Below are 23,706 nucleotides of genomic sequence, written 5' to 3' on the forward strand. Positions count from 1 at the left end.
TATTAGCTGAAAAGGAGAGCGTATTGATGTCGAATCTACTACAACAGAACATGGAACGATTTTCGAAATCTTTTCGCTCGCTGGAAGAAGCCAAATCTTTTGCAAAGAAACTACATCGAGGGAACTTACTACAGCAGGCCAACCGCTTGTTGAATACGCAGGAAGGAATGGATCACTTATACCATTGCGCAAACGAGTTTGATGATGCAGGCTTATTTTTAAATACACCATGGGATAATCCTTCAAAACTACAGCCGAAACTCGTTGCTGAAACACTTAAATCCAAAACACCTGATGCAACGATGGAAATACTGAGTGAATTACGGATGCTAGCAATTGCTAAAGGGAATTGTCGAAGTCAACAGGTTACAGCAAAGGAGGCTTCCCATTTCCTAAATGAGGTAATGGCCAGCAATGTTGATCTGCTGTTTCCTGATGAAACTGAGGCTTCTCGCATGGAAGTGGGGGACGAGTTGAAGCGGGCCAAATTGCTTGTTCAATTTTTGGCAAATCATCTTTCTTTAAAAACAATTCTTCATAGCCTTCTTGAAGAAATTGAGCGGTTGGCGGTACAGCGCCCTATTATGGTGAATCATATTATTGATTTAATTTCGGCTGCTAAAAAATCCGGGTATTCAGAAGTTAGTCAAGGTGATCAAGAAAAATTGAAGAAATATGACGATGCAATAACGGGTCCCACGCTGCTAAGTAGACAGGTTTCTAATCGGTTAGGATATGAAGAAATAATCAAAGAGAAAGATCCTGAAGTCCAAAAAAGAGAAGCTGAAGGTTTTGGAAGCTCGATGAAACAGACTGGTCTTGTTTGTCCCATCCATGCAGAGCTATTACGTCATTTGAGTCAATCCCACCCTGAGCTGATTGCCACAGCTTTAGCGCTTAACTCAGAAGGTAAGGCTAATCTTAATGTCAACATGACGCTTGTACAGAAAATCATTGAAATAGCCATTTATCCAGCGACAAGTCAGTCCATCTACGGTCTTGCCCGATTTTTAGAACGTGGTGTATTGTCCGTTCCTTCTGTAGCTCCTGTATTGCGTCGTCTTATGGTACTCCCAATCCATTTTGATGTAAGTAAAAAACTAAAGCGTAAAGATGTAACTGCAAACGGTGTCCTTATAGCAGGTGTAATAAGTGCTTTAGGTCAACCTTTAGGCATAGGGCAAGGATTGAATCCAACGTGTCAGTCCGCACGGGGGATTAGTCTATGGGCTCAGCATGCACCAACATATTTGTTGGAACTCGTTGAAGGCGCTGCAAGAGATAGGGGTATTGTAATCGGTTTGGAAGGGCTTCCGTTATATTCCAGTTTGCTGTCTGGAGGCCTTGCCCCAAATTTAAATACTGAGCTTGATCCAGTTTCATTGATTCTTGTTCCACATCTCGATCGCATATACAGCGAAATGATGACGCGTATGTTGTATAGAGGCGAAGATGGTCATAAATGGGTAAATCCAGCATTTTATGGTCACTGGGTGTTACAAGGTTTCACTGCAGTCACGGATTCATACACTAGAATAGTTAGTAATTATGAAGGATTTGTCCGATGTTTTTACGCCACTCATCATCCCGACTATAATGGGGGACACGAGCTAATTTACCCAAATCCGGTCGGTATTTTTGTGACCAATGTTCATGCCCATTTTCTTGGACTACATGCCATATCGATTCAGCGCATTAAAAAGGACCCTCGGGGGAAATGGCGGATTTATTTCTATAATCCTAATAATGATGGAGGTCAGGACTGGGGTCAAAACATTCATTGTTCGATTACTGGAAATGGAGAAGAAGAGGGTGAATCCTCACTGCCTTTTTCTCAATTTACTGCTCGATTGTATGCGTTTCACTATAACCCCCTTAAGCTAGGTCAAACGCAGGCTGTACCTAGGGAAACTCTTGCTAAGGTGGAAAAGCTGGCTCAAGAAAGTTGGGGAAGAAACTATACGTGGGCATAAGAAAAGTGCAAGCGCCCTGGTAAGCCAAGGCAAGTTTAAGAAAACCTCATTGGGATGGCTATTTATCACAAAGAGATTCATCTTAACATTCGATCCAGGATATCAACACTCATTCGGATATATCAACGTTCAATGGTCTAGGCGTTGGAGCTAGATTGATAATCGCCAAAATTTTATATTTTCTTTGCTCTAAATAAAAAGACCCCTCTCCTGGTTTAAAACCAGGAGAGGGGTCTTTTTAATTAAGTAGTAACTAGACAATTTTTTAGTTATAAATTATTAGGATATAAAGCATTTAAATCCATCCATGTGTAATTTTTACCCCAACTCTCACGAGCGAGAGAGGTGATCCTATCGATGATCTCCTGACTAACATCTTGAAGATCTCCCATTTCATTCGGATTGTAATGGAATGCATATATACGCGAGGCGAATTCATGAAAGGGTAATGATGCCTCTCCTTCCTCTTCTCCGTGGGCGCGTACTGTTGAACGGATTCCCTGTCCCCAATTTTGGCCACTATCATTGTTTGGATTGTAAAAATATACACGATATTGCCCTTTTGAATCACAAGCAATCCGTTGAATCGAAATTGCATGAAGACCTAGTAAATCAGCATTGGCTGTTGTCACGAAAGTACCTACTGGGTTCGGGTAAATAAGTTGATGCTGTTCATTGTAATCTGGATGGTGGGTTGCATAAAATAACCGTACAAAATTGGCAAAATCAGTAACCCCACCTAAGGAATTGACCGCCGCACTGAATTCGTTGGATATCCATTGTCCATAAAAAGCTGGATTCGTCCATTTATGACCATCTTCGCCTCGAATGGCTACACGTCTCATCATATCATCGTAAATACGATCGAGGTGGGGAACTAATATTAACGAGACTGGATCAAGTTTTTTGTGCAGATCAGGTGCCAATCCGCCAACTAAGTTCTCAGAGTGTATTTCAATACCTTCAAACATCATATCAATATCTCCATCTCTTCCAGCCCTGGCAATTAGCTCCATTAAATACCCAGGGTCATGCTGCGCCCAAAGGCTTATGCCCCGAGCTGATTGACATGTAGGATTCAGACCTTGCCCAACACCTAATGGTTGACCAAATACGCTAATCAATCCCGCCGTCAAAATCCCCGAAGCCGTCATTTCTTTCGGATAATCCTTCGAAATAAATAACATTTCCTCTACATCTGGAAGCAATTCTAATTCAAGCATTCTTTCAAAGCCTGGAATCACAGGGGCAGATGATAATACACCACGTTCGAGCATGAGAGCAAGGCCATATAACGTCTGACAGGTAGCCGGGTGAACTGCAACATCTATTAGCTTATTGATAAGCGATAAATGCTCGTTCAAATTTGCTTGCCCTTTTTCACTTAACGCAAGTGCTTTAGAAATTTTTTCTGGTTCGGTGTCGTTTAGAAAACGAATAAAAACTGCATGGTGGGGGGCTACCAGACCAGTCGCACGCATAATTTTGGCTAGCTCTTTTGCTTCTTTATTAATTTCCTTGGTTGCTAAATCTTTCAGTTCACTTCCATATTCCGTTATATTGTTGTATTTTTTGCTTAATGTGGAGGGGGCGTTTAGTGCATTGACGTAATATTCAATTGCTTTTCGTTCACTCGCTTTCAAATCCGAGGTAAGCATGTTTTTCGCATGTTGGATGATAGACACAATACGATCCACCATAATCGGACGCTGCGCCGCCAAACGGTCAAGTTCATCCACTAACTTGGTTGAGAAGGCACTTAATGATAATTCTGAACCCAAGAACTTAAACAGGGTATGCCCCCTTGTTAAACTATCCCCTTGTTGAACTCTTGTTTCTTCTGTTTCTTTAGGAAATAATAGATCAAGGTTTAATGCCATTACCTGATTCAAATAATCATTAGCGAATTCTGCTGTAGCCTTGGGATGCTTGTAATGGTTGTTTGCTATAGCAAGCATACGTAACTCACTAAGTACTTCAAAGAGAGGATAAGGGTCGTCTGCCTTAAACGAGCCACCAACTAAGTTTGCTTGTAATTTGGACGGGTTCTCCCAGGGGCTTCCGTTAAAAATCCCAGCCTGATCGTATTGTTCGGCTAATTCAAGCAGTGTTGCCATACCATTTTCATTGTCCATTATAGTTGACGCTTGTTGTAATGCTTGTTCCTTTAACAGAGTAGACTCTTGACTTTTTAATTCATCAAGGGTTTGAATAAATTGCTCATTTGCAGTTCCGTCAAATTCTGACTTCATCCTATAATCCCTCGTTTCATGGTAATCATGTGATATAATAATACCCCAACTAATCTTATTCAAACCTGTGGCGGGTGGTCACCCCCTTTATCCTATATATTTTTGGGCGAAAATTCAGATATTTTAACTGAATAAAAAAGCTTGTAGAGAAAAATAATAAGTTCTCTCTCAAGCTAAATCGAACGAGTATCCTTATTCATTATTAAGTCGTTTCCATTCATTTTTGTAGTGCCCTGCTTCCTTGATACCGCGTGATAGTTGCATTACACCCAGTATTAGAAATGCAATACCTACAAATAATGAAATCCGTGTTTGATAAAATATGTACTGGTTTATTGCAAAAAATAAAATGAAACTTCCAAGACAAATTCTCGATTTTGCGTTAAGATATGCTTGGGTAAGGTTATCGTCACTTTTTAAAATAGCTACTTTATAGTATACATAAAATACAAGTGATAATGTAATTAGAATTGGAAAAATAATCATTTAATCTACTCCATGAAAAATTTTATTTGTGTGAAACGAATCTTTTTATTATTGTAGCTTGTTTTATTGTATTTTGCTAGAAGAAATGTCTAGTATAATAGGAAACGGATGTGAAATAGATGAACTTTGAGCAAGTAGTACAAGCAATTGATAAACATGATACGATTATCATTCATCGTCATGTTCGACCTGACCCTGATGCCTTAGGATCGCAAGGTGGATTAATGCATTTGATTAAAGAAACATATCCATCCAAAAATGTATATATCGTTGGTTCAGAAGATCCATCTTTAACATTTTTAATTGAAATGGATACGATTAGTGATGATAGTTATGAGGGATCCCTTGTGATTGCTTGCGATACGGCTAACGCTGCACGAATCGATGATAAACGGTATAACAAGGGAAATATGCTAATTAAAATTGACCACCATCCAAATGTGGATGAATATGGCGATATCATGTCCGTTGATACAACAGCGAGTTCAACAAGTGAAATTATTTATGATCTATTTTTATATGCCAAAAGTCATGGATATGAAATGAATGATCAGGCAGCTCGACTTATTTATGGAGGTATCGTTGGTGATACTGGGAGGTTTTTATTCCCAAGTACTACAAAAAAGACGTTTCAGTATGCTGCAGAACTTGTAACCTATAATTTTGATCGTACTGCATTATATGATGGTATTTATAATACAAAGGAAACCATCGCTAGATTGCGCGGCTATATTTTACAGAACTATAAGTTGTCTGAGTCTGGCATGAGTACAATTAAATTAACAAAGTCGATATTAAGTGAGTTTGACGTGAGCGTTATGGAGACGGGTCAATTAGTAGGTGTATTAGGTGATGTTGAAGGAATTAAAGCGTGGGCATTTTTTATTGAAGAAGATGATTTAATCCGTGTTCGCCTCCGTTCTAAAGGTCCAGTAATTAATACAATTGCCGCAACATACAATGGTGGAGGTCATCCAATGGCTGCTGGGGCATCTGTTGATTCATGGAATGAGGTTGAGCAAGTCATCCATGACCTTGATCAAGCGTGTCTTTCATACACTTAATAAAACGCTCTTTTAATCAGAATCGGGTGCCGCAATATCGTAGTTTATAGATTTTGACACAAAAGATATAGACTGCGACGTAACAGCAACGTGATTTCCGCTGCGGGCAGTCGCTTTCCGCGGGCGGCTGGTGAGCCTCCTCGTGCTGTCGCACTGCGGGGTCTCACCTATGCCTATCCTCCCGCAGGAGTCGACTGCCCTCCGCTCCAATCACTGAAGAGTGAAGAGATGAATGTTATGAATTTTAGGAGGAGGCTCATCGCGAGCCCGCGGAAAGCGTAGTGTTTTTCCGCAGCGGTCACAGGGCGCCGAACATTATTTTAGCTATGTCACATTTTTTATCAACTTCGGTGGTATGAGCAACAAACTATACGAAAACAGCCTTTAAAGAACAGTATAATAAAAAAGAAGTGCTGATACAGCGCTTCTTTTGGTTTATTGAATGGCATTATATTAACTACTTATCCTCTCGTGAAGTGGTATAAACCAGCATCCTGAAGGTGTTTCATCACAGTGTACATGAAGGTCATATTTCAGTATATCCCGCTTTATTAACCGGATTAACTCATGTGTTTCTGCAAATGCTGTTTGACCTTCCCTTAACTGGTTAATTTTTTCTTCTTTTATTCGCTTTTGATTCATAATAAACATACGAACCCACTCCTTTCAATTAAAATAGTATATGAAAACAATCATAAATGTGCCTACACAAATTTAATTTTATCCTTCAATTTCAGCTTCCAACGTTAGTTTTACTTCGTCCGTTATGGAAGTTTTTATTGTTGTAAATTTATATGTCATATCATCAACATCAAAACTTTTATTTTCAATTGTAGATTCCAATAATTCAATGCTTTCCGCTACTGTATCAACGTCTTGACCGATTATATGGGATATTTCTTCCTTTATGAGTACCTCGAGCTGGTGTACAATTAATTTGTCCATCTTTAATTCTGCCTCGTTTGAAATACTAATTTCGATTGTTTTTACTGTATCAGATTCTTTTGTCTGTTGGTTAAGGTCTTCCTTATCTTGTAGTAATGCTTTATTCTGATCCTGTAAAGCGTCTACCTTTGATTGTAATTCTATAGTTTGTTCCAGTAAGTCTTCATACATGTTTCCATACATATAAAGAAGGACACAGTATCCGATTACTGCACCAAAAAATGTACCAACCAAGAAACGCTGCCAACTCTTTTTCTTATAATACGGTGGTATATGCATTATTCTATCTCCTGTTGAACGGCCCATGAAAGCAGTAAAATGGCAGACTTTACCCCGCCCATTGCAGCAACAATTAACAATACTTGTTTAAAAACATCAATTGTCGATCCATCAAGGCCTCTTTCAAAGTTAGCAATAGCATCAAATGTACCACCAATCGCCGCTACAATCGCCCATATACGTAAGCTTTTTGCAAGCCGTGTAATTGACGTAACAGGGGCGTCGCCAGTCATAAACGAACCAATACTTCCAATAATAGCTCCACCAATAATGACCCCGAATGCGATAAAGTAACAATGTATGAATGTAGCAAAAAAACGTTCTTCCATAATATACGCTCCCCACAAGGTAGACTACTTCCACTATATGATTGATGTGGACGAGATATGAATTATGCAAGTACAATCAGATTCGTTATAATAAATAATAACGCACGTATTAAAAGGTGGGATAGGATGTCGTTCACGCATTTACAAGTTAAAAGTGGATATAGTTTAATGGAAAGCACTATTACAATCGATAAGCTTGTAAAAAAAGCCGCTGATCTTAATTTCCAAGCGTTAGCATTAACGGATGATCACGTTTTATATGGTGCCATTCCATTTTATAAAGCATGCAAAAGTCATGGTATAAAACCTATAATAGGAATAAACGTTCAGGTAATAGATGAGCATACGGAAGAAATTACTTGTATTTTACTCGCAAAAAACAATCAAGGTTATAAGCAATTAATGAAGCTTAGTACGGATGTTCAATTGAGTGACAACAAAAATATCGAGTTCGCCCAACTAAATAAATATACGCAAGATCTCATTGGAATCGTATCAACAACTAGCAAAGAAATAGGTATTCGGTTTGAAAACCAATCATTTGAAGAAATCAATGAGTATTTGGCACATTGGAAACAGGCATTTGCAGGTGGTGACTTTTATTTAAGTGTTGAAGACCACGGCAAGGAACGGGATAAAACGTTGCATCAAAAAGTCCAAACTTATTCAATTCGGGAACGAGTTAATGTAGTTGCAGTTAATGATGTTAGATATTTGGATCAAAAAGATGATCATGCTTATGATTGTTTACAAGCCATAAAAAAAGGGCAACAATGGGTACCTACTAACAATCCTTCTGTTCCCCATCATCATTTGCGATCATCAGATGAAATGGATAGTTTATTTGGACTAACCTGGCCAGAAGTTATAGAGGCAACTAATGGGATTGTGGAAAAATGCAATGTAGAGTTAAACTTTGATGAACGACTACTCCCTTCCTTTGCGGTACCAGAGGAAATGGATGCTCATACATACTTAGAAAAACAATGCTTTGACAATTTAGAGACCAAGTTCAAGTCGGTTTCAAATGAAGTAAAAGAGCGGTTGAAATATGAACTATCCGTAATAAAGTCCATGGGATTTAGTGATTATTTTTTGATTGTATGGGATTTTATCAATTATGCAAAAAGAAATGACATAGTTGTTGGTCCTGGACGCGGTTCTGCTGCAGGTTCATTAGTCGCTTATGTGTTGTCAATAACGGATGTGGATCCAATCAAACACCAGTTGCTTTTTGAACGTTTTCTCAATCCTGAACGAATCACAATGCCAGATATAGATATCGACTTTTCAGATAACCGTCGTGATGAAGTAATTGACTATGTCCGGGATAAATACGGCGTGGACCATGTTGCGCAAATTATTACATTTGGTACGTTTGCAGCTCGTTCACTGGTACGTGAGTTAATTAAGACTATAGGAATTGATCAACAAGATGCTTATTTTTTATTAAAAGAGATACCAATACAAGCTAATAAATCATTGCTCGACTACATACAGGCTTCAGAAGATTTAAAGAAGTATATTAAGCAGTCGGCTTCATTAAAAGCATTATTTACGATTGCACTTAAGCTTGAAGGTTTACCTAGACATGTTTCAACGCATGCTGCTGGAGTAGTGATAAGTGAGAAACCACTTGTCGAACATATTCCACTTACTATAGGATCAAGCCATACGCTTTTAACGCAATATCCGATGAATGAATTGGAATCTGTAGGGTTATTAAAAATGGACTTCTTAGGTTTAAGAAATCTAACCTTATTGGAACGAGTTATTAAATCAATTGGACAAACACAAAATAAACAACTACATCTAGACGAAATACCAGAAAGTGATGAAGAAACGTTTAACCTTCTTCAATCGGGGATGACTGATGGTATATTTCAATTAGAATCAGAAGGAATGAAACAGGTTTTAACAAAACTTAAACCTACATCCTTTGAAGATATCGTTGCGGTGAATGCACTTTATCGTCCAGGTCCAATGGAAAATATACCTACTTATATAAGTAGAAAACATAATCAGTCGCCCATTCACTATCCACATCCAGATTTAGAGCCAATCCTAAAAAAAACTTACGGTGTACTCATTTATCAAGAACAAATTATGCAAATTGCGAGCCACCTTGCTGGTTTCTCACTTGGTAAGGCTGATATTTTGCGTCGAGCTGTTAGTAAAAAACAACATGAATTAATGGATGAACAAAGAGAGACTTTCATAGCTGGTTGTTTAAATAATGGCTATGATGAAGCCGTTGCAATAGAAATTTTTGACTGGATTGTCCAGTTTTCAAACTATGGATTTAACCGAAGTCATGCTGTGGCATATAGTAAAATCTCGTATCAATTAGCCTATTTGAAAGCTCACTATCCTGCTAGTTTTTTTGCTGAGTTACTAAGCACGAGTGTGAACCAACAAGAAAAAGTGCATCATTATCGAAAAGAAGCAAAAGACTTCAAGCTTGAATTTCTACCGCCAAACATCAATAATAGTTTTGGTAAATATACAGTTGAACATGGACAAATTCGAATGGGACTACTATCGATAAAAGGAATTGGTAATCAAGCAGTTAAAGAAATTGTTCGTGCTCGTAAGTCAGGTCCATTTAAAAGTATTTTTGATTTCTGCTTACGTATTTCTACAAAATTAATAAATCGTCAGTCAATGGAATTGCTAATAATGGTTGGAGCGTTTGATGATACGTATCATAATCGCGCAAGCCTTTTAGCCACAATTGATCATGCAATGGAACAAGGTGAATTATTTCGTGAATTTGCTGATCAACCCAGCTTGTTTCAGGATAAAATGGATCTAGAAGTAACCTATGTAGAAATCGAGGATTTTAGCTTAATGAAAAAGCTTGCTGATGAAAAAGAACTAGTTGGAATCTATATTTCAAGTCACCCATTAGCAAGTTATCGCGAGAAACTGAGAATGAGTGGTTATCTAACCTTAAATCAAGCAAATAGAATGGTTGGTAAGCGAAATGTAAAAAGTGCTGTTATTATTCAATCTATGAAAACCATTCGAACAAAGCGTGGAGACCCAATGGCGTTTGTTACGATTGGTGACGAGACAAGTGAGATGGAAGCGGTAATTTTCCCAGACGTATTTCGAGAAGTAAATAGGTGGCTCAATGAGGAAGTTATTATTCTGATAACTGGGAAAATCGAATTACGTAACAATAAAAATCAATGGTTAGTTCAAGAAATACATCAGTTTAACGAAGAGGATGTAAAGGCCAAGGCAAATCAACGGCTTTTTGTGAAATTTAGTGAACAAAATAGTGAAAAGGTATTGTTGAACATGAAAGAGATTGCAATTAACCATCCCGGGAATACTCCGGTGATTATTCATAGGGAGGATAAAAAACAAACGTACCAATTAGCTAGTGAATATTTCATGGAAGCTACTAGAGAATGTCTGCAAGAATTAAAAGGATATTTTGGGGAAGCGAATGTAGTCTTAAAAAAAGAATAGTTGCCTACATCACAAGACTTTACACAATAATAGCATCTGTTATAATAAAATAACCAAGTGGTCTGACCACTAAATGACGAGTGATAAAACTATTATTGCTAAAAGGGAGAGAAAGTGGCATGTCGAATTTAAGAGACGAAGCACTACAAATGCATAAATCAAATAAAGGTAAACTAACTATCCAATCAAAGGTACCTATTCGTAATGCTAGAGATTTGAGTTTAGCTTATTCGCCCGGTGTTGCGGAACCATGTAAAGAAATACATGACCACAAAGAAAAGGTATATGATTATACAATGAAAGGCAATATGGTAGCAGTTATAAGTGACGGATCAGCTGTACTTGGACTTGGAAATATAGGTCCAGAAGCGGCTCTACCTGTTATGGAAGGGAAGTCTGTATTATTTAAAGGTTTTGCCGGAGTGGATTCTTTCCCAATCTGTCTTGGAACGCATGATGTAGAAGAAATCGTACGTACAGTAAAATTAATGGAACCAACATTTGGTGGGGTTAATTTAGAAGATATTGCTGCACCGAATTGTTTTATTATTGAAGAAAGACTTAAAAAGGAAACAAACATTCCAATCTTTCACGATGATCAGCATGGAACAGCAATTGTTACTATTGCTGGCTTAATTAATGCTTTGAAGGTTGTCGGGAAATCTTTTTCGGATATAAAGGTAGTTGCAAATGGGGCGGGAGCTGCAGGTATTGCTATCATAAAGTTACTCCACAGTTTTGGTGTACGCGAAATGATTATGTGTGATTCAAAAGGGGCAATAGTTGAAGGTCGACCATACGGTATGAATGATGTTAAAGATGAAGTTGCCAAAATGACGAATAAGGAACATAAAGAAGGTTCGCTTGAAGAAGTTCTTGAAGGTGCTGATGTCTTTATTGGTGTATCAGTTGGCGGGTTATTAACAAAGGAAATGGTTGAGCGTATGAGTACAGACCCAATTATTTTTGCGATGGCTAATCCCGATCCAGAGATAATGCCGGATGATGCAAAAGCAGCTGGTGCTAAAGTGATTGGTACTGGGAGATCCGATTTCCCGAATCAAGTTAATAATGTTTTAGCTTTTCCAGGTATTTTTCGTGGAGCGTTAGATGTTCGAGCTACACGGATCAATGAGAGGATGAAAGTTGCTGCTGCAGAAGCGATTGCATCGTTGATAGCTGAAGAGGATCTAAACGAAGATTATGTTATCCCAAATCCGTTTGATGCTAGAGTAGCACCAATTGTAGCAAAAAGTGTTGCAAAAGCAGCAATGGAGTCTGGTGTTGCAAGAATCAACGTTGATCCTGAAGCGATTGCTGATAAAACGAGAAGATTAACACAAATAGATACAGAGTAGGTCGTAAAGGAGGGGGTCATGGCTGTGTCCATGTCACCTAAACAAAAAGTATACCAAGCCGTGTTAAACGAGATTCGAAGGTATATAAATGAAAATAACTTAAAGCCTGGTGATAAGCTCCCTTCTGAACGTGATCTTGCAGAAAATTTACAAGCTGGAAGGTCGTCTATTAGGGAAGCGCTCAGAGCAATGGAGTTACTTGGTTTAATTGAAACACGAAGCGGTCAAGGTACTTTTTTAAGTATTTATAAGCCGTACCAAACCGTTGAATTACTAGCTTCCTTTATTTTACAGGGCAGCAAAACAAAGCAGGATTTGACAGTAGCAAAAATAATAATTGAAAAAGAAATTGCAAAGCTTGCTTTTCATCAACTAGATAATGAAGATATACATGTACTAAAAACGATAGCAAAAGAAAATAAGACAAAAAAACATAGTGAATTTTTCCGTTTCTTATTCAAAAAAACGGATAATCATCTATTGACGAAAATTTGGGACTTAATGGAGGACTTTTCTCAGACGATAAATGAGCGTAATTATGATAAAATGTTTTATGAGGATCTTATTGCTGTTTATCAAAAACAAAAATATGATGCCATTGAAGGGTTATTTGAAGATGTCTAAAATGTTTTTTGTGACAGAAATTTTCACAGTATTTATTGAAACAAATGAAACCAAATTATGACAAAATTCATTTGGATGATTCGTTATGCTATTACATATAGGCACAATGTTTTTGTCAAAATAGCCTCACCTGTTTTCTGAAAAGGAGGAGTTACCTTGCTAAAGGATTTTTTCGGCAAGAAAAAGAAATATGCACCAATTCCAGGCGAACAAGGCAAATTGGATGTACCAGAAGGATTAATGAAAAAGTGTCAAGGATGCCACAAAATATATTATCGAAAAGAAATGAACAAAAATTTAAATGTCTGCCCAAATTGTGGTTTCCATCACCAATTAAATGCTTGGGAAAGGATTGAGAGTTTATTTGATGAAGGTTCTTTTCAGGAATGGGATAAAAATTTGATTTCTACTAATCCACTCGGTTTCCCTGGATATGAAGAAAAACTAGAAAAAGACAGAATTAATACAAATTTAAACGAAGCAGTAGTCACTGGCAAGGGTACGATAGACGAACAGCCTACAGTTGTCAGTATCATGGATGCTAGATTTCGAATGGGTAGTATGGGATCTGTTGTTGGTGAGAAGATAGCCCGGGCAGTTGAGGAAGCAAGAAAGCAATCATTACCTATTATTATTTTTACTGCTTCTGGCGGTGCTCGAATGCAGGAAGGTGTACTAAGTTTAATGCAAATGACAAAAACTTCCGTTGCAATCAAGCGTTTTAGCGATTCTGGAGGTTTGATGTTATCTATCATGACACATCCAACAACTGGTGGTGTCTCTGCAAGTTTTGCATCTATTGGTGATTATAATTTTGCCGAACCAGGTGCTTTAATTGGTTTTGCAGGAAGACGAATTGTTGAACAGACCATTCGAGAAAAATTACCTGACGATTTTCAAACTGCAGAGTTTCTTTTAGAACATGGGCAACTAGATCAAGTTATTCACAGACGTGATTTGAAGCGAATTTTGACCACAATGCTTCATATGCATCAGAAGGGCGGGGACTCTGAGTGAGGCAAGTATTAGATTTTGAGAAGCCAATCGTTAATCTAAAAGAAAAAATCACGGAATTGAAAAGTTTCACAGAAGATAGTGAAATAGACTTATCTGACGAGATTAACACATTGGAAAAGCGGCTAACTAAATTAGAAGATGATATCTATACAAATTTAAAACCGTGGAATCGCGTACAAATGGCGCGTCACCCGGAACGTCCAACAACACTTGACTACATTGACGAATTATTTACGGATTTTATGGAGTTCCACGGTGATCGTGCATTTGGTGATGATGCTGCCATTGTAGCTGGAATTGCAAACTACAATGGTAAACCAGTTACTATAATTGGCCATCAACGTGGTAAAGATACGAAGGAAAATATCCGTCGTAATTTTGGTATGCCACATCCAGAAGGGTATCGAAAAGCATTACGCCATATGAAGCAAGCTAATAAGTTCAACCGGCCTATTGTTTGCTTTATCGATACGAAAGGCGCTTTTCCAGGTAAAGCTGCCGAAGAACGAGGGCAAAGTGAAGCAATCGCGCGAAACTTAATGGAAATGGCCGGTCTAACTGTGCCAATTATTTGTATTGTTATTGGTGAAGGTGGAAGTGGTGGAGCACTTGCCCTTGGTGTTGGAGATCACATTCATATGCTTGAAAACTCTACATATTCAGTGATATCACCTGAGGGAGCAGCAGCATTGCTATGGAAAGATTCCGGACTTGCCCAAAAGGCAGCTGAAACGATGAAAATAACTTCTTATGATTTAAAAGAACTTGGTGTAATTGATGAAATTATTCCAGAAGTTAAGGGGGGAGCTCATCGGGATGTTAAACAACAGGCTTCCTATATTAATGATGCCTTGTCAAAGTCCTTGTCAACACTAATTGAAATTGATCAAGAAGAATTACTTGAAAAAAGATGGGAAAAGTATAAACAAATTGGTGATTATGAGGAACTTGAACAATAGATAAAATTAGTTTTCCTAAATGAGGTTGACAGTTGTCAACCTCATCGTTGGTTTTTTTGCAAATTGGCTTGTAATGTATAATTATATACAAAATATATATTCAGATAATCTATTTAAAAGTAATTGAGGTGGTTATAATGAAAAAAATAGCTGTGTTAACAAGTGGCGGTGATGCACCTGGAATGAACGCTGCCATTCGTGCAGTAGTGAGAAAATCCATTTATCACGGATTAGAAATTTATGGAATAGAAAATGGTTTTCAGGGTCTAATGAACGGGAATATCAGGAAAATGGAAATAGGTTCTGTTGGTGATATTATACAACGTGGTGGAACAATATTATTTTCTGCGAGAAGTGAGGAATTTAAAACACCTGAGGGACAGCAAAGAGGTATTGAACAACTAAAAAAGCATGAAATCGAAGGCTTAATTGTTATTGGTGGGGATGGTAGTTTCAGAGGCGCACAAAAGTTAACTGAAAGTGGTTTTCCATGCATAGGAATTCCAGGAACAATTGATAATGATATCCCTGGCACAGATTTCACTATTGGCTTTGATACGGCACTTAATACAATTATTGAAGCAATTGATAAAATTCGCGATACCGCGACATCACATGAGCGGACTTATGTTATCGAAGTTATGGGACGTGATGCAGGCGATCTTGCTTTATGGGCAGGACTAGCTGACGGGGCGGAAAGTATATTAATTCCAGAAAAGAAAGATGATTTTAAGGCCGTTATTAGTAAACTTAAACGAGGACATGAACGTGGTAAAAAGCATAGTATCATTATTTTAGCAGAGGGCGTTGGTAGTGGGTTTGCTTACGGGAAACGTATTCAGGATGCAACAAATTTAGAAACCCGTGTTACTGTGTTAGGACATATTCAGCGCGGGGGTTCACCGACAGCATCTGACCGAGTTTTGGCTAGCCGTTTAGGGGCGAAAGCTGTTGATTTATTACTAGCAGGTAATGGTGGGAGAGTAGTAGGAATTCAACAAAATCAACTAGTCGACCACGATATATTAGAAATATTAGATCAAAAACATGCAATAAATTTGGACATGTATAAGTTATCCAATGAATTATCGATATAAGATACACTTAAAAGCAACCAAGGAGGAAATAGAATGAGAAAAACAAAAATCGTTTGTACGATTGGCCCAGCTTCAGAGTCAATTGAAACGCTAGAGCAATTGATTAGATCTGGTATGAATGTAGCTCGTCTGAATTTTTCACATGGAGATTTTGATGAACACAGACAACGAATTGAAAATATTAAAACGGCCGCAAAAAATACAGGGGAAACAGTTGCCATTCTTCTTGATACGAAAGGGCCTGAAATTAGAACTGGTTCTTTTAAAAATGGTGAAGATGAAATAGTTGAAGGGACTTCCGTTAAATTATCTATGAAAGAAATAGAAGGTACAGCTGAACACTTTTCTATTACATATCCTGGATTAATTGATGACGTTCATATCGGGTCTTCCATTTTACTTGATGATGGTTTAATTGAGCTTAAAGTTAAGAAAATAGACAAAGAAAATCAAGAAATAATTACTACCGCGCTAAATAGTGGAACGATTAAAAATAAAAAAGGTGTTAATGTACCAAATGTTCAGGTGAAATTACCGGGTATAACAGACAAAGATACAAAGGATATTGAGTTTGGAATAGAAGAAGGGGTAGACTTTATTGCAGCTTCTTTTGTACGTAGGCCTTCTGATGTATTTGAAATCCGAGCATTGTTAGAACGACATGATGCAACACATATTAATATCATCCCTAAAATTGAAAACAATGAAGGGGTGGAAAATATTGATTCCATTATAGAAGTGAGTGATGGGATAATGGTTGCACGTGGGGATTTAGGTGTTGAAATTCCTGCAGAAGATGTTCCACTCGTACAAAAAAAACTGATTAGTAAATGTAATATTGCAGGTAAACCTGTTATTACAGCCACCCAAATGTTAGATTCCATGCAACGCAATCCAAGACCTACAAGAGCTGAAGCATCAGATGTTGCAAATGCAATTTTTGACGGAACCGATGCTATTATGCTTTCAGGTGAAACGGCAGCTGGACACTATCCAGTAGAATCTGTTCAAACGATGAGCAATATCGCATTAAAAGCAGAAACGGCACTAGATCATAAGTTGATTTTGACCAATCGTTCCAAAACGGTTGATATGACAATAACGGATGCAATTAGTCAGTCTGTTACTCATACTGCGATGAATTTAGATGTAAGTGCAATTATTACTCCGACTGAAAGTGGTCATACTGCACGTATGATTTCTAAGTATCGTCCAAAAGCGCCAATTGTGGCAGTTACATTTTCAGATCACGTAAATCGTCAATTGGCACTAGTATGGGGTGTGCACGCTGCGGCAGGCAGAAAAGCTAATTCCACTGATGAAATGCTAGATATTGCGGTAGAGGAAGGGTTAAAAACAGAACTTTTTAATCGCGGAAGTAGAGTTCTTATAACAGCGGGAGTGCCTGTTGGGGAAAGTGGGACAACGAACTTAATGAAAGTACATGTAATTGGAGACGTAATAGCAAAAGCACAAGGAATTGGAAGAAGAAGTGCATACGGAAAGGCAGTAATAGCGAAAACAGCTGCAGAAGCCATATCAAAAGTTACGGAAGAAGATATCTTAGTGACATATAGTACAGATCGTGATATGATGCCCGCGATTGAAAAAGCTGGTGGGATCATAACAGAAGAAGGCGGTTTAACGTCACATGCTGCTGTGGTAGGATTGAGCCTTGGAATACCAGTAATTGTTGGACTCGAAAATGTGTTTGAGCTTATTAAAGATGGTGATGATATTACGATTGATTCCGCAAAAGGTGATGTCTATAGAGGTCATACAAGTGTTTTATAGAAAATGAAGGGACTAATTCCCTTCATTTTTGGTGGCTTGTGTTTTTTCGTATGGAAAGGGTGATGACCAATGCGCTGGTTAATAATTGCGCTATTAATCGTTCCGGCAATGGAAATAGGTATTTTCATTTGGGCTGGAGGAATAGTCGGGCCTTGGTGGGTTGTAGGTATTATTATTTTTACTGGAATTGTCGGTGTAATGATAGCTAAGAAACAAGGAGCCGAAACATGGAATCGTGCTAGACTTTCTATGAACAGTGGGCAGCTACCAGCTGAAGAAATAATAGATGGTATATGCATTTTTGTCGGGGCAGTTTTTCTATTTACGCCAGGTTTTATCACGGATACTTTCGGTTTTCTTTTAGTCCTGCCACTAACACGTAACCCATTCAAGAATTTAATTCGAGCATTTATTAAAAGCCGTTTAAATAAAAGTACAATCATCTATCGTAAATAGTATCTACTTACTAGCCTTTAATAAAGATGAATAGGTGCCTAACCACATTCGTTTGATTGCAAGCATTCCAAATAATTAAGATAATTGGGCTGATAAATAAGCCCATAATTCCCCATAGATTTAAACCAATGAACATAGTTAGCAGTGTAGCCAGTGGGTTTAAACCTATGCTAGCAGATAATAACTTTGGTTCTATTAGTTGTCTAACAACGATAATCAACATATATAAAATAGCCAATTGTATAGTCATCGAATAATTAGCTGTTAAAAACAAATAGCCAATCCATGGAATAAAAATAACTCCTGTTCCAATATAAGGAAGTAAATCTAGTAACGCTGCAAGAATAGCAATTGTAAGGGCATACTTCACATCTAGCAACGTCAACCCAATATAAATAGACAGCGCGGTTATAAATATTAAGATGACTTGAGCTTTTAAGAACCCCATTATGGATGATTTTATATGGTGTAAAAAGTCCTTAACGATGGGTTTTTTTAAAAATGGAAAACTGTTTACCGCTAAAGATTGAAGCTGAGTCCAATCTTTTGTGACTAAAAAGGTAGCGAATAGTGTTACAGTAAATATAGTTAGCGAGCTTGGAAGAAGGCTTAATGTTTCTGGTATGTTTAATAGAAACCCCTTGATTAAAATGGAGCCTGATGTAGTTATTTGGTTTGTTACTTTTTCTATATTGGTGTTGATTGCCTGTTGTTGGGATGAATTTAATGAATTAAAAAAAGCAGCTAGCTTATCGTATAATGGCAAAACATAGGTATAAAAAAATTCTTCGCAAAGTGCCACAAAGTCCTGAAAATGTGTAGGGAGTAGATTAGCTAAGAAGGTTGTGCCTTGAATTAATTCATTAACGATGATCGCTACACATAATGTACTTACTAATAAAAAAATAGATAACGTGATAAAGGTAGCTATAAATCTCGGAAATCTCAATTTTTCTTCAAGAATACTAACCGACGGATTAAGAATAAAAGCACATAGAATTGCAATAATAAATGGATAAAGAAAAAGTAACGTATACTTTGCTAGCAAAAACCCTGCTATAAGGACTATGATAACAAACAAAAACCGAAGTACACGATCAATATAGTGCAGATACATATATGTGTCACCCCATAATTATTAAAAGTAGCTTGTCTTATTTTACATATGATTAGAAAGGACAAAATAGACATTTTCTTTCAACAAAAATTTGTACTTTCTTAAAAATATTGGTAAAAATAATCGCTTTCAATTCACATTGTTATGATTATACTTTATAATTATCCATGGGGATGACAATGTTAGTTGTTCGAATATTGTCAAACGTAGTCATTAATTCATTAATGTATCCTGACTAAAAGTGAAAAACTATAGAAAAAGGAGAGGAATGTTATGACAACAACTAAAGGTCTTGAAGGGGTTGTAGCAACTCAATCATCAATTAGTTCAATTATAGATGATCAACTTACATATGTTGGTTATAGGATTGATGATTTAGCTGAGAATTCGAGTTTTGAGGAAGTAATTTATTTATTATGGAATCTAAAGCTGCCAACAAAAACTGAATTAGATTCTTTTAAAGCGGAACTTGCTTCCAATATGGAGTTGCCAGATGCTGTAATTGAACATTTGCGTTCATATAATCTATCAACTGTACATCCAATGGCAGCATTACGTACAGCAATATCACTACTAGGACTATATGACGAGGAAGCAGATGTAATGGAAGAAGCTGCAAATAAGCAAAAAGCGATTCGGTTGCAGGCAAAAATTGCAACAATCGTAACTGCGTTTGCTCGTATTCGTAAAGGTAAAGAACCAATTAAACCGAAAAAAGAACTAGGATTTGCTGCCAACTTCCTATTTATGTTAAATGGTGTAGAAGGAAAAGATATCGAGGTTGAAGCGGTTAACAAAGCGCTTGTTCTTCATGCAGATCATGAGTTAAATGCATCTACATTTACTGCGCGTGTATGTGTTGCAACATTATCAGATATTTATTCTGGTGTAACTGCAGCAATCGGCGCTCTAAAAGGTCCATTGCACGGTGGGGCAAATGAACGTGTTATGGCAATGTTGACTGAAATTGGTGATGAAGATAACGCTATCCCTTACATTAAAGAAAAAGTAGAACAAAAAGAGAAAATTATGGGTATGGGACATCGCGTTTATAAAAACGGTGATCCTCGTGCAAAGCATTTAAAGCATATGTCTAAAGAATTGACTAAAATAACAGGACAGTCGAAATGGTATAATATGTCTGTCAAAATTGAAGATTATATTAAAGAAGAAAAAGGATTACCAGCAAACGTTGATTTCTATTCAGCTTCTGTTTACCACAGCTTAGGAATTGATCACGATTTATTTACACCACTTTTTGCGGTTAGTCGTGTTTCAGGGTGGTTAGCTCATATCTTAGAACAATACTCTAATAACCGTTTAATCCGTCCACGTGCTGAATACATTGGACCTAAAACACAGGATTATGTAGCAATGGAGAATCGCTAAGTCATTTGAAAAGCGAAAAAGCAGTGCACTTGTAAATTTTTGATAATATAATTGATAATATAAATTTGTATGAACATGACTAGGAGGTACTTTTTTATGGTACAAGGAGAAAGAATTACAGTTGAGAATGGACAGATGAATGTTCCGGAACGTCCAGTTATTCCGTTTATTGAAGGCGATGGAATTGGTCCTGATATTTGGGCTGCAGCAAGCAAAGTAATCGAAGCAGCAGTTGAAAAAGCGTATAACGGTACAAAAGGAATCGAGTGGAAAGAAGTTTATGCTGGACAAAAAGCATTTGATAAAACAGGTGAATGGTTACCTGCAGAAACACTTGATGTAATTCGCGACTACAAAATTGCAATTAAAGGCCCACTTACTACACCAATCGGTGGTGGTATTCGTTCCTTAAACGTAGCGCTACGTCAAGAATTAGATCTTTTCACATGCTTACGCCCTGTACGTTACTTTGAAGGTGTTCCATCACCAGTAAAACGCCCTGAAGAAGTTGACATGGTGATTTTCCGCGAAAATACAGAAGATATTTATGCGGGAATTGAGTGGCAAAAAGGCACTCCAGAAGTGAAGAAAGTTATCGAATTTCTAGAAAATGAAATGGGTGTACATAATATCCGTTTTCCTGAAACATCTGGTATTGGTATCAAGCCTGTATCTGAGGAAGGTACAAAACGCCTTGTTCGTTCAAGCATTGAATATGCGATTAATGAAGGTCGTAAAAGTGTTACATTAGTTCATAAAGGTAACATTATGAAGTTCACTGAAGGTGCTTTCAAAGCTTGGGGATATGAAGTTGCTGAAGAAGAGTTTGGTGACAAAGTATTCACATGGGCTGAATATGACCGTATTGTAGAGAAAGACGGTAAAGAGGCAGCTAATAAAGCTCAAGATGAAGCAATTAAATCGGGCAAAATTCTAGTTAAAGATTCAATTGCAGATATTTTCTTGCAACAAATCCTAACTCGTCCAAATGAGTTTGATGTAGTTGCGACAATGAACCTAAACGGAGATTATGTTTCAGATGCGTTAGCGGCACAAGTTGGCGGAATTGGTATTGCACCAGGAGCAAACATTAACTTTGTGACAGGTCATGCAATTTTTGAAGCGACTCATGGTACTGCACCTAAATATGCTGGTATGGATAAGGTTAATCCTTCATCCGTTATTCTTTCAGCTGTTCTTATGCTTGAACACCTTGAGTGGAGAGAAGCTGCAGATCTAATTTCAAAAGCAATGGACAAAACAATAGCTTCAAAAGTAGTTACGTACGATTTTGCTCGTCTAATGGACGGCGCAACGGAAGTTAAATGTTCGGAGTTTGGTCAAGAATTAATTAAGAACATGGACTAAGGTAAGGAAGGGGAGCAACAATGGCTATTAAACGTAATAAGATTTCAGTGATTGGTTCTGGTTTTACAGGTGCAACCACTGCATTAATGGTTGCACAGAAAGAACTTGGAGATGTTGTTTTAGTAGATATTCCAACTATGGAAGATCCAACAAAAGGGAAAGCACTTGATATGCTTGAAGCAAGTCCTGTCCAAGGATTCGATGCTAAGATCACTGGTACAGCTAACTACGAGGAAACGAAAGATTCTGATCTAGTTATTATTACAGCAGGTATCGCCCGTAAACCAGGTATGAGCCGCGATGATTTAGTGAACACGAATGCAAAAATCATGAAATCGGTTGCTAAAGAAATTGCGAAATATGCCCCAGAATCTATTATCGTTGTCTTGTCAAACCCAGTGGATGCAATGACTTACACAGCATTCAAAGAATCTGGATTCCCTAAAGAACGTGTTATTGGTCAATCTGGTGTACTTGACACCGCTCGTTTCTGTACATTTGTTGCACAAGAACTTAATCTTTCTGTAAAAGATATTAAAGGATTTGTTCTTGGTGGGCATGGAGATGATATGGTTCCATTAATTCGTTATTCGAATGCTGGTGGTGTTCCATTAGAAAAACTTATCTCCAAAGAGCGTTTAGACGCAATTGTTGAACGCACACGTAAAGGTGGCGGAGAAATTGTAGGCCTACTTGGTAATGGTAGTGCATATTACGCGCCTGCCGCTTCGTTAACAGTAATGGCTGAAGCAATACTTAAGGATCAGCGCCGCGTAATCCCAGCGATTGCTTACCTTGAAGGAGAATACGGATATTCTAATATTTACCTTGGTGTACCAACCGTAATTGGTGGAAAAGGAATTGAAGACATCATCGAACTGGATTTAAATGATGATGAAAAGGCTGCCCTTGATAAATCAGCTGACTCGGTCAAAAACGTTCTAAACGTCTTGCAATAATTATGGGAAACTTCTCCTTGCTTCGTAGTGAGGGGGAGTTTTTTCTACATATTACACAATCAATTTCATTATATATCTGGCTAATCATCACTATCGTGTTTCACATTGTATTAGAAAAATATCTGTGACTTTGATATAATAGAAAACGCTTACATAAAATGGAGGTGGGAATGTGCTTGGAAAAAAGAGAAAGCTTGGTAAAAAGATAAATGAATTGCAAGTTGGGGAATCATACACAGCAGTACATACTATTGAAGATAAAGATTTGTTACTGTATTTAGGATTAACGAATGATGCTAATCCCTTATACATCCAGCATGATTATGCTTCACAGACCCCTTATAAACAACCTATCGTTCCATCGGTAATGCTTTTTGGCATGGTATCTTCTATTATTTCCATGCACTTACCAGGACCGGGAAGTCACATTATTTCACAGGAAATAACTTACCCAAAACCAGCTTTTCATAGCTCGGAAATAACATTTACGATTGGAATTACCACGATTACTAACGATGAACATTATGTTTCATTGTCAGTTGAAGGTTATAATGTAGATGGGGATTCGGTCATAACTGGGACTATTAAGGTTTGTCCTGCATATAAACCGAACTCTATTACCGCTAGCTCATTAGAAAACTTTTTTTAATGGAAAAACTATCACTTTCTACCACTTGGTGATAGTTTTTCTTTTTTACCAGACTTAATTGTAAATTTTTTTTAACAATTATTTGTGTTCACTTCTAGTTAAGTTCCATGT

Annotated in this window: 20 protein-coding genes; 14 read left to right on the forward strand and 6 right to left on the reverse strand. The window is 37.5% G+C overall.

The window, feature by feature from the left end:
• Positions 1–26: 26 nt before the first annotated feature.
• The gene (locus tag CFK40_RS08260; RefSeq protein WP_089531855.1) at positions 27–1,973 is read left to right on the forward strand and encodes a hypothetical protein; all 1,947 of its coding nucleotides are present in this window, start codon (positions 27–29) and stop codon (positions 1,971–1,973) included.
• A gap of 269 nt (positions 1,974–2,242) precedes the next feature.
• On the opposite strand, the gene CFK40_RS08265 is transcribed toward CFK40_RS08260, so the two are convergent.
• Positions 2,243–4,225, reverse strand: a complete 1,983-nt coding sequence (locus CFK40_RS08265; RefSeq protein WP_089531856.1) for a hypothetical protein — start codon at positions 4,223–4,225, stop codon at positions 2,243–2,245.
• A gap of 192 nt (positions 4,226–4,417) precedes the next feature.
• Positions 4,418–4,711, reverse strand: a complete 294-nt coding sequence (locus tag CFK40_RS08270) for a YtpI family protein (protein ID WP_089531857.1) — start codon at positions 4,709–4,711, stop codon at positions 4,418–4,420.
• Between the two features lie 119 nt (positions 4,712–4,830).
• Between CFK40_RS08270 and CFK40_RS08275 the strand changes: the two genes are divergently transcribed.
• Positions 4,831–5,775 carry a DHH family phosphoesterase gene (locus CFK40_RS08275; RefSeq protein ID WP_089531858.1) on the forward strand — a complete coding sequence of 315 codons (945 nt, stop codon included), beginning with the start codon at positions 4,831–4,833 and terminating at the stop codon, positions 5,773–5,775.
• A 453-nt stretch (positions 5,776–6,228) separates the two neighbouring features.
• On the opposite strand, the gene CFK40_RS08280 is transcribed toward CFK40_RS08275, so the two are convergent.
• The 3 genes from CFK40_RS08280 to CFK40_RS08290 form a co-directional block, all read right to left on the reverse strand.
• Positions 6,229–6,426 carry a YtzJ family protein gene (locus tag CFK40_RS08280; RefSeq protein WP_089531859.1) on the reverse strand — a complete coding sequence of 66 codons (198 nt, stop codon included), beginning with the start codon at positions 6,424–6,426 and terminating at the stop codon, positions 6,229–6,231.
• A gap of 69 nt (positions 6,427–6,495) precedes the next feature.
• Positions 6,496–6,999 carry a sporulation membrane protein YtrI gene (ytrI, locus tag CFK40_RS08285; protein ID WP_089531860.1) on the reverse strand — a complete coding sequence of 168 codons (504 nt, stop codon included), beginning with the start codon at positions 6,997–6,999 and terminating at the stop codon, positions 6,496–6,498.
• Positions 6,999–7,328, reverse strand: a complete 330-nt coding sequence (locus CFK40_RS08290; protein WP_089531861.1) for a sporulation membrane protein YtrH — start codon at positions 7,326–7,328, stop codon at positions 6,999–7,001. The genes ytrI and CFK40_RS08290 overlap by 1 nt, the downstream gene beginning before the upstream one ends.
• A 126-nt stretch (positions 7,329–7,454) precedes the next feature.
• Between CFK40_RS08290 and dnaE the strand changes: the two genes are divergently transcribed.
• From dnaE to CFK40_RS08330, 8 genes are all read left to right on the forward strand, one after another.
• Positions 7,455–10,808 carry a DNA polymerase III subunit alpha gene (gene dnaE, locus CFK40_RS08295; RefSeq protein WP_089531862.1) on the forward strand — a complete coding sequence of 1,118 codons (3,354 nt, stop codon included), beginning with the start codon at positions 7,455–7,457 and terminating at the stop codon, positions 10,806–10,808.
• 119 nt (positions 10,809–10,927) lie between these two features.
• On the forward strand, positions 10,928–12,166 hold the full coding sequence (locus CFK40_RS08300) for an NADP-dependent malic enzyme (RefSeq protein WP_089531863.1): 1,239 nt from the start codon (positions 10,928–10,930) through the stop codon (positions 12,164–12,166).
• Between the two features lie 18 nt (positions 12,167–12,184).
• A complete protein-coding gene (locus CFK40_RS08305) occupies positions 12,185–12,790 on the forward strand; it encodes a FadR/GntR family transcriptional regulator (RefSeq protein ID WP_319418040.1) in 606 nt (201 codons plus the stop codon).
• A 156-nt stretch (positions 12,791–12,946) separates the two neighbouring features.
• Positions 12,947–13,807, forward strand: a complete 861-nt coding sequence (accD, locus tag CFK40_RS08310; protein ID WP_089531864.1) for an acetyl-CoA carboxylase, carboxyltransferase subunit beta — start codon at positions 12,947–12,949, stop codon at positions 13,805–13,807.
• Entirely contained in the window at positions 13,804–14,766 is a 963-nt protein-coding gene (accA, locus tag CFK40_RS08315) for an acetyl-CoA carboxylase carboxyl transferase subunit alpha (protein WP_089531865.1), read from the forward strand. The genes accD and accA overlap by 4 nt, the downstream gene beginning before the upstream one ends.
• A 137-nt stretch (positions 14,767–14,903) precedes the next feature.
• Positions 14,904–15,863 (forward strand): 6-phosphofructokinase, encoded by a 960-nt coding sequence (gene pfkA, locus CFK40_RS08320; RefSeq protein ID WP_089531866.1) that lies wholly within the window; start codon positions 14,904–14,906, stop codon positions 15,861–15,863.
• Between the two features lie 33 nt (positions 15,864–15,896).
• Positions 15,897–17,657 (forward strand): pyruvate kinase, encoded by a 1,761-nt coding sequence (pyk, locus tag CFK40_RS08325; protein ID WP_089531867.1) that lies wholly within the window; start codon positions 15,897–15,899, stop codon positions 17,655–17,657.
• A 69-nt stretch (positions 17,658–17,726) separates the two neighbouring features.
• On the forward strand, positions 17,727–18,113 hold the full coding sequence (locus tag CFK40_RS08330; RefSeq protein WP_089531868.1) for an FxsA family protein: 387 nt from the start codon (positions 17,727–17,729) through the stop codon (positions 18,111–18,113).
• A 10-nt stretch (positions 18,114–18,123) separates the two neighbouring features.
• Here the strand turns inward: CFK40_RS08330 and ytvI are convergent, their stop codons facing one another.
• Complete coding sequence (gene ytvI / locus CFK40_RS08335) at positions 18,124–19,230, reverse strand: sporulation integral membrane protein YtvI (RefSeq protein WP_089531869.1); 1,107 nt, start codon at positions 19,228–19,230, stop codon at positions 18,124–18,126.
• Between the two features lie 273 nt (positions 19,231–19,503).
• Here ytvI and citZ point away from each other — a divergent pair, with 273 nt between their 5' ends.
• The 4 genes from citZ to CFK40_RS08355 all read left to right on the forward strand — a co-directional run bounded on the left by citZ (position 19,504) and on the right by CFK40_RS08355 (position 23,595).
• Complete coding sequence (gene citZ, locus CFK40_RS08340; protein WP_089531870.1) at positions 19,504–20,619, forward strand: citrate synthase; 1,116 nt, start codon at positions 19,504–19,506, stop codon at positions 20,617–20,619.
• A 96-nt stretch (positions 20,620–20,715) separates the two neighbouring features.
• On the forward strand, positions 20,716–21,987 hold the full coding sequence (gene icd / locus CFK40_RS08345; RefSeq protein ID WP_089531871.1) for an NADP-dependent isocitrate dehydrogenase: 1,272 nt from the start codon (positions 20,716–20,718) through the stop codon (positions 21,985–21,987).
• A gap of 20 nt (positions 21,988–22,007) precedes the next feature.
• A complete protein-coding gene (gene mdh / locus CFK40_RS08350) occupies positions 22,008–22,946 on the forward strand; it encodes a malate dehydrogenase (RefSeq protein WP_089531872.1) in 939 nt (312 codons plus the stop codon).
• Between the two features lie 172 nt (positions 22,947–23,118).
• Positions 23,119–23,595 (forward strand): MaoC/PaaZ C-terminal domain-containing protein, encoded by a 477-nt coding sequence (locus tag CFK40_RS08355; RefSeq protein WP_089531873.1) that lies wholly within the window; start codon positions 23,119–23,121, stop codon positions 23,593–23,595.
• Positions 23,596–23,706 lie beyond the last annotated feature (111 nt).

Source organism: Virgibacillus necropolis (assembly GCF_002224365.1).
GTDB lineage: Bacteria > Bacillota > Bacilli > Bacillales > Amphibacillaceae > Virgibacillus_F > Virgibacillus_F necropolis.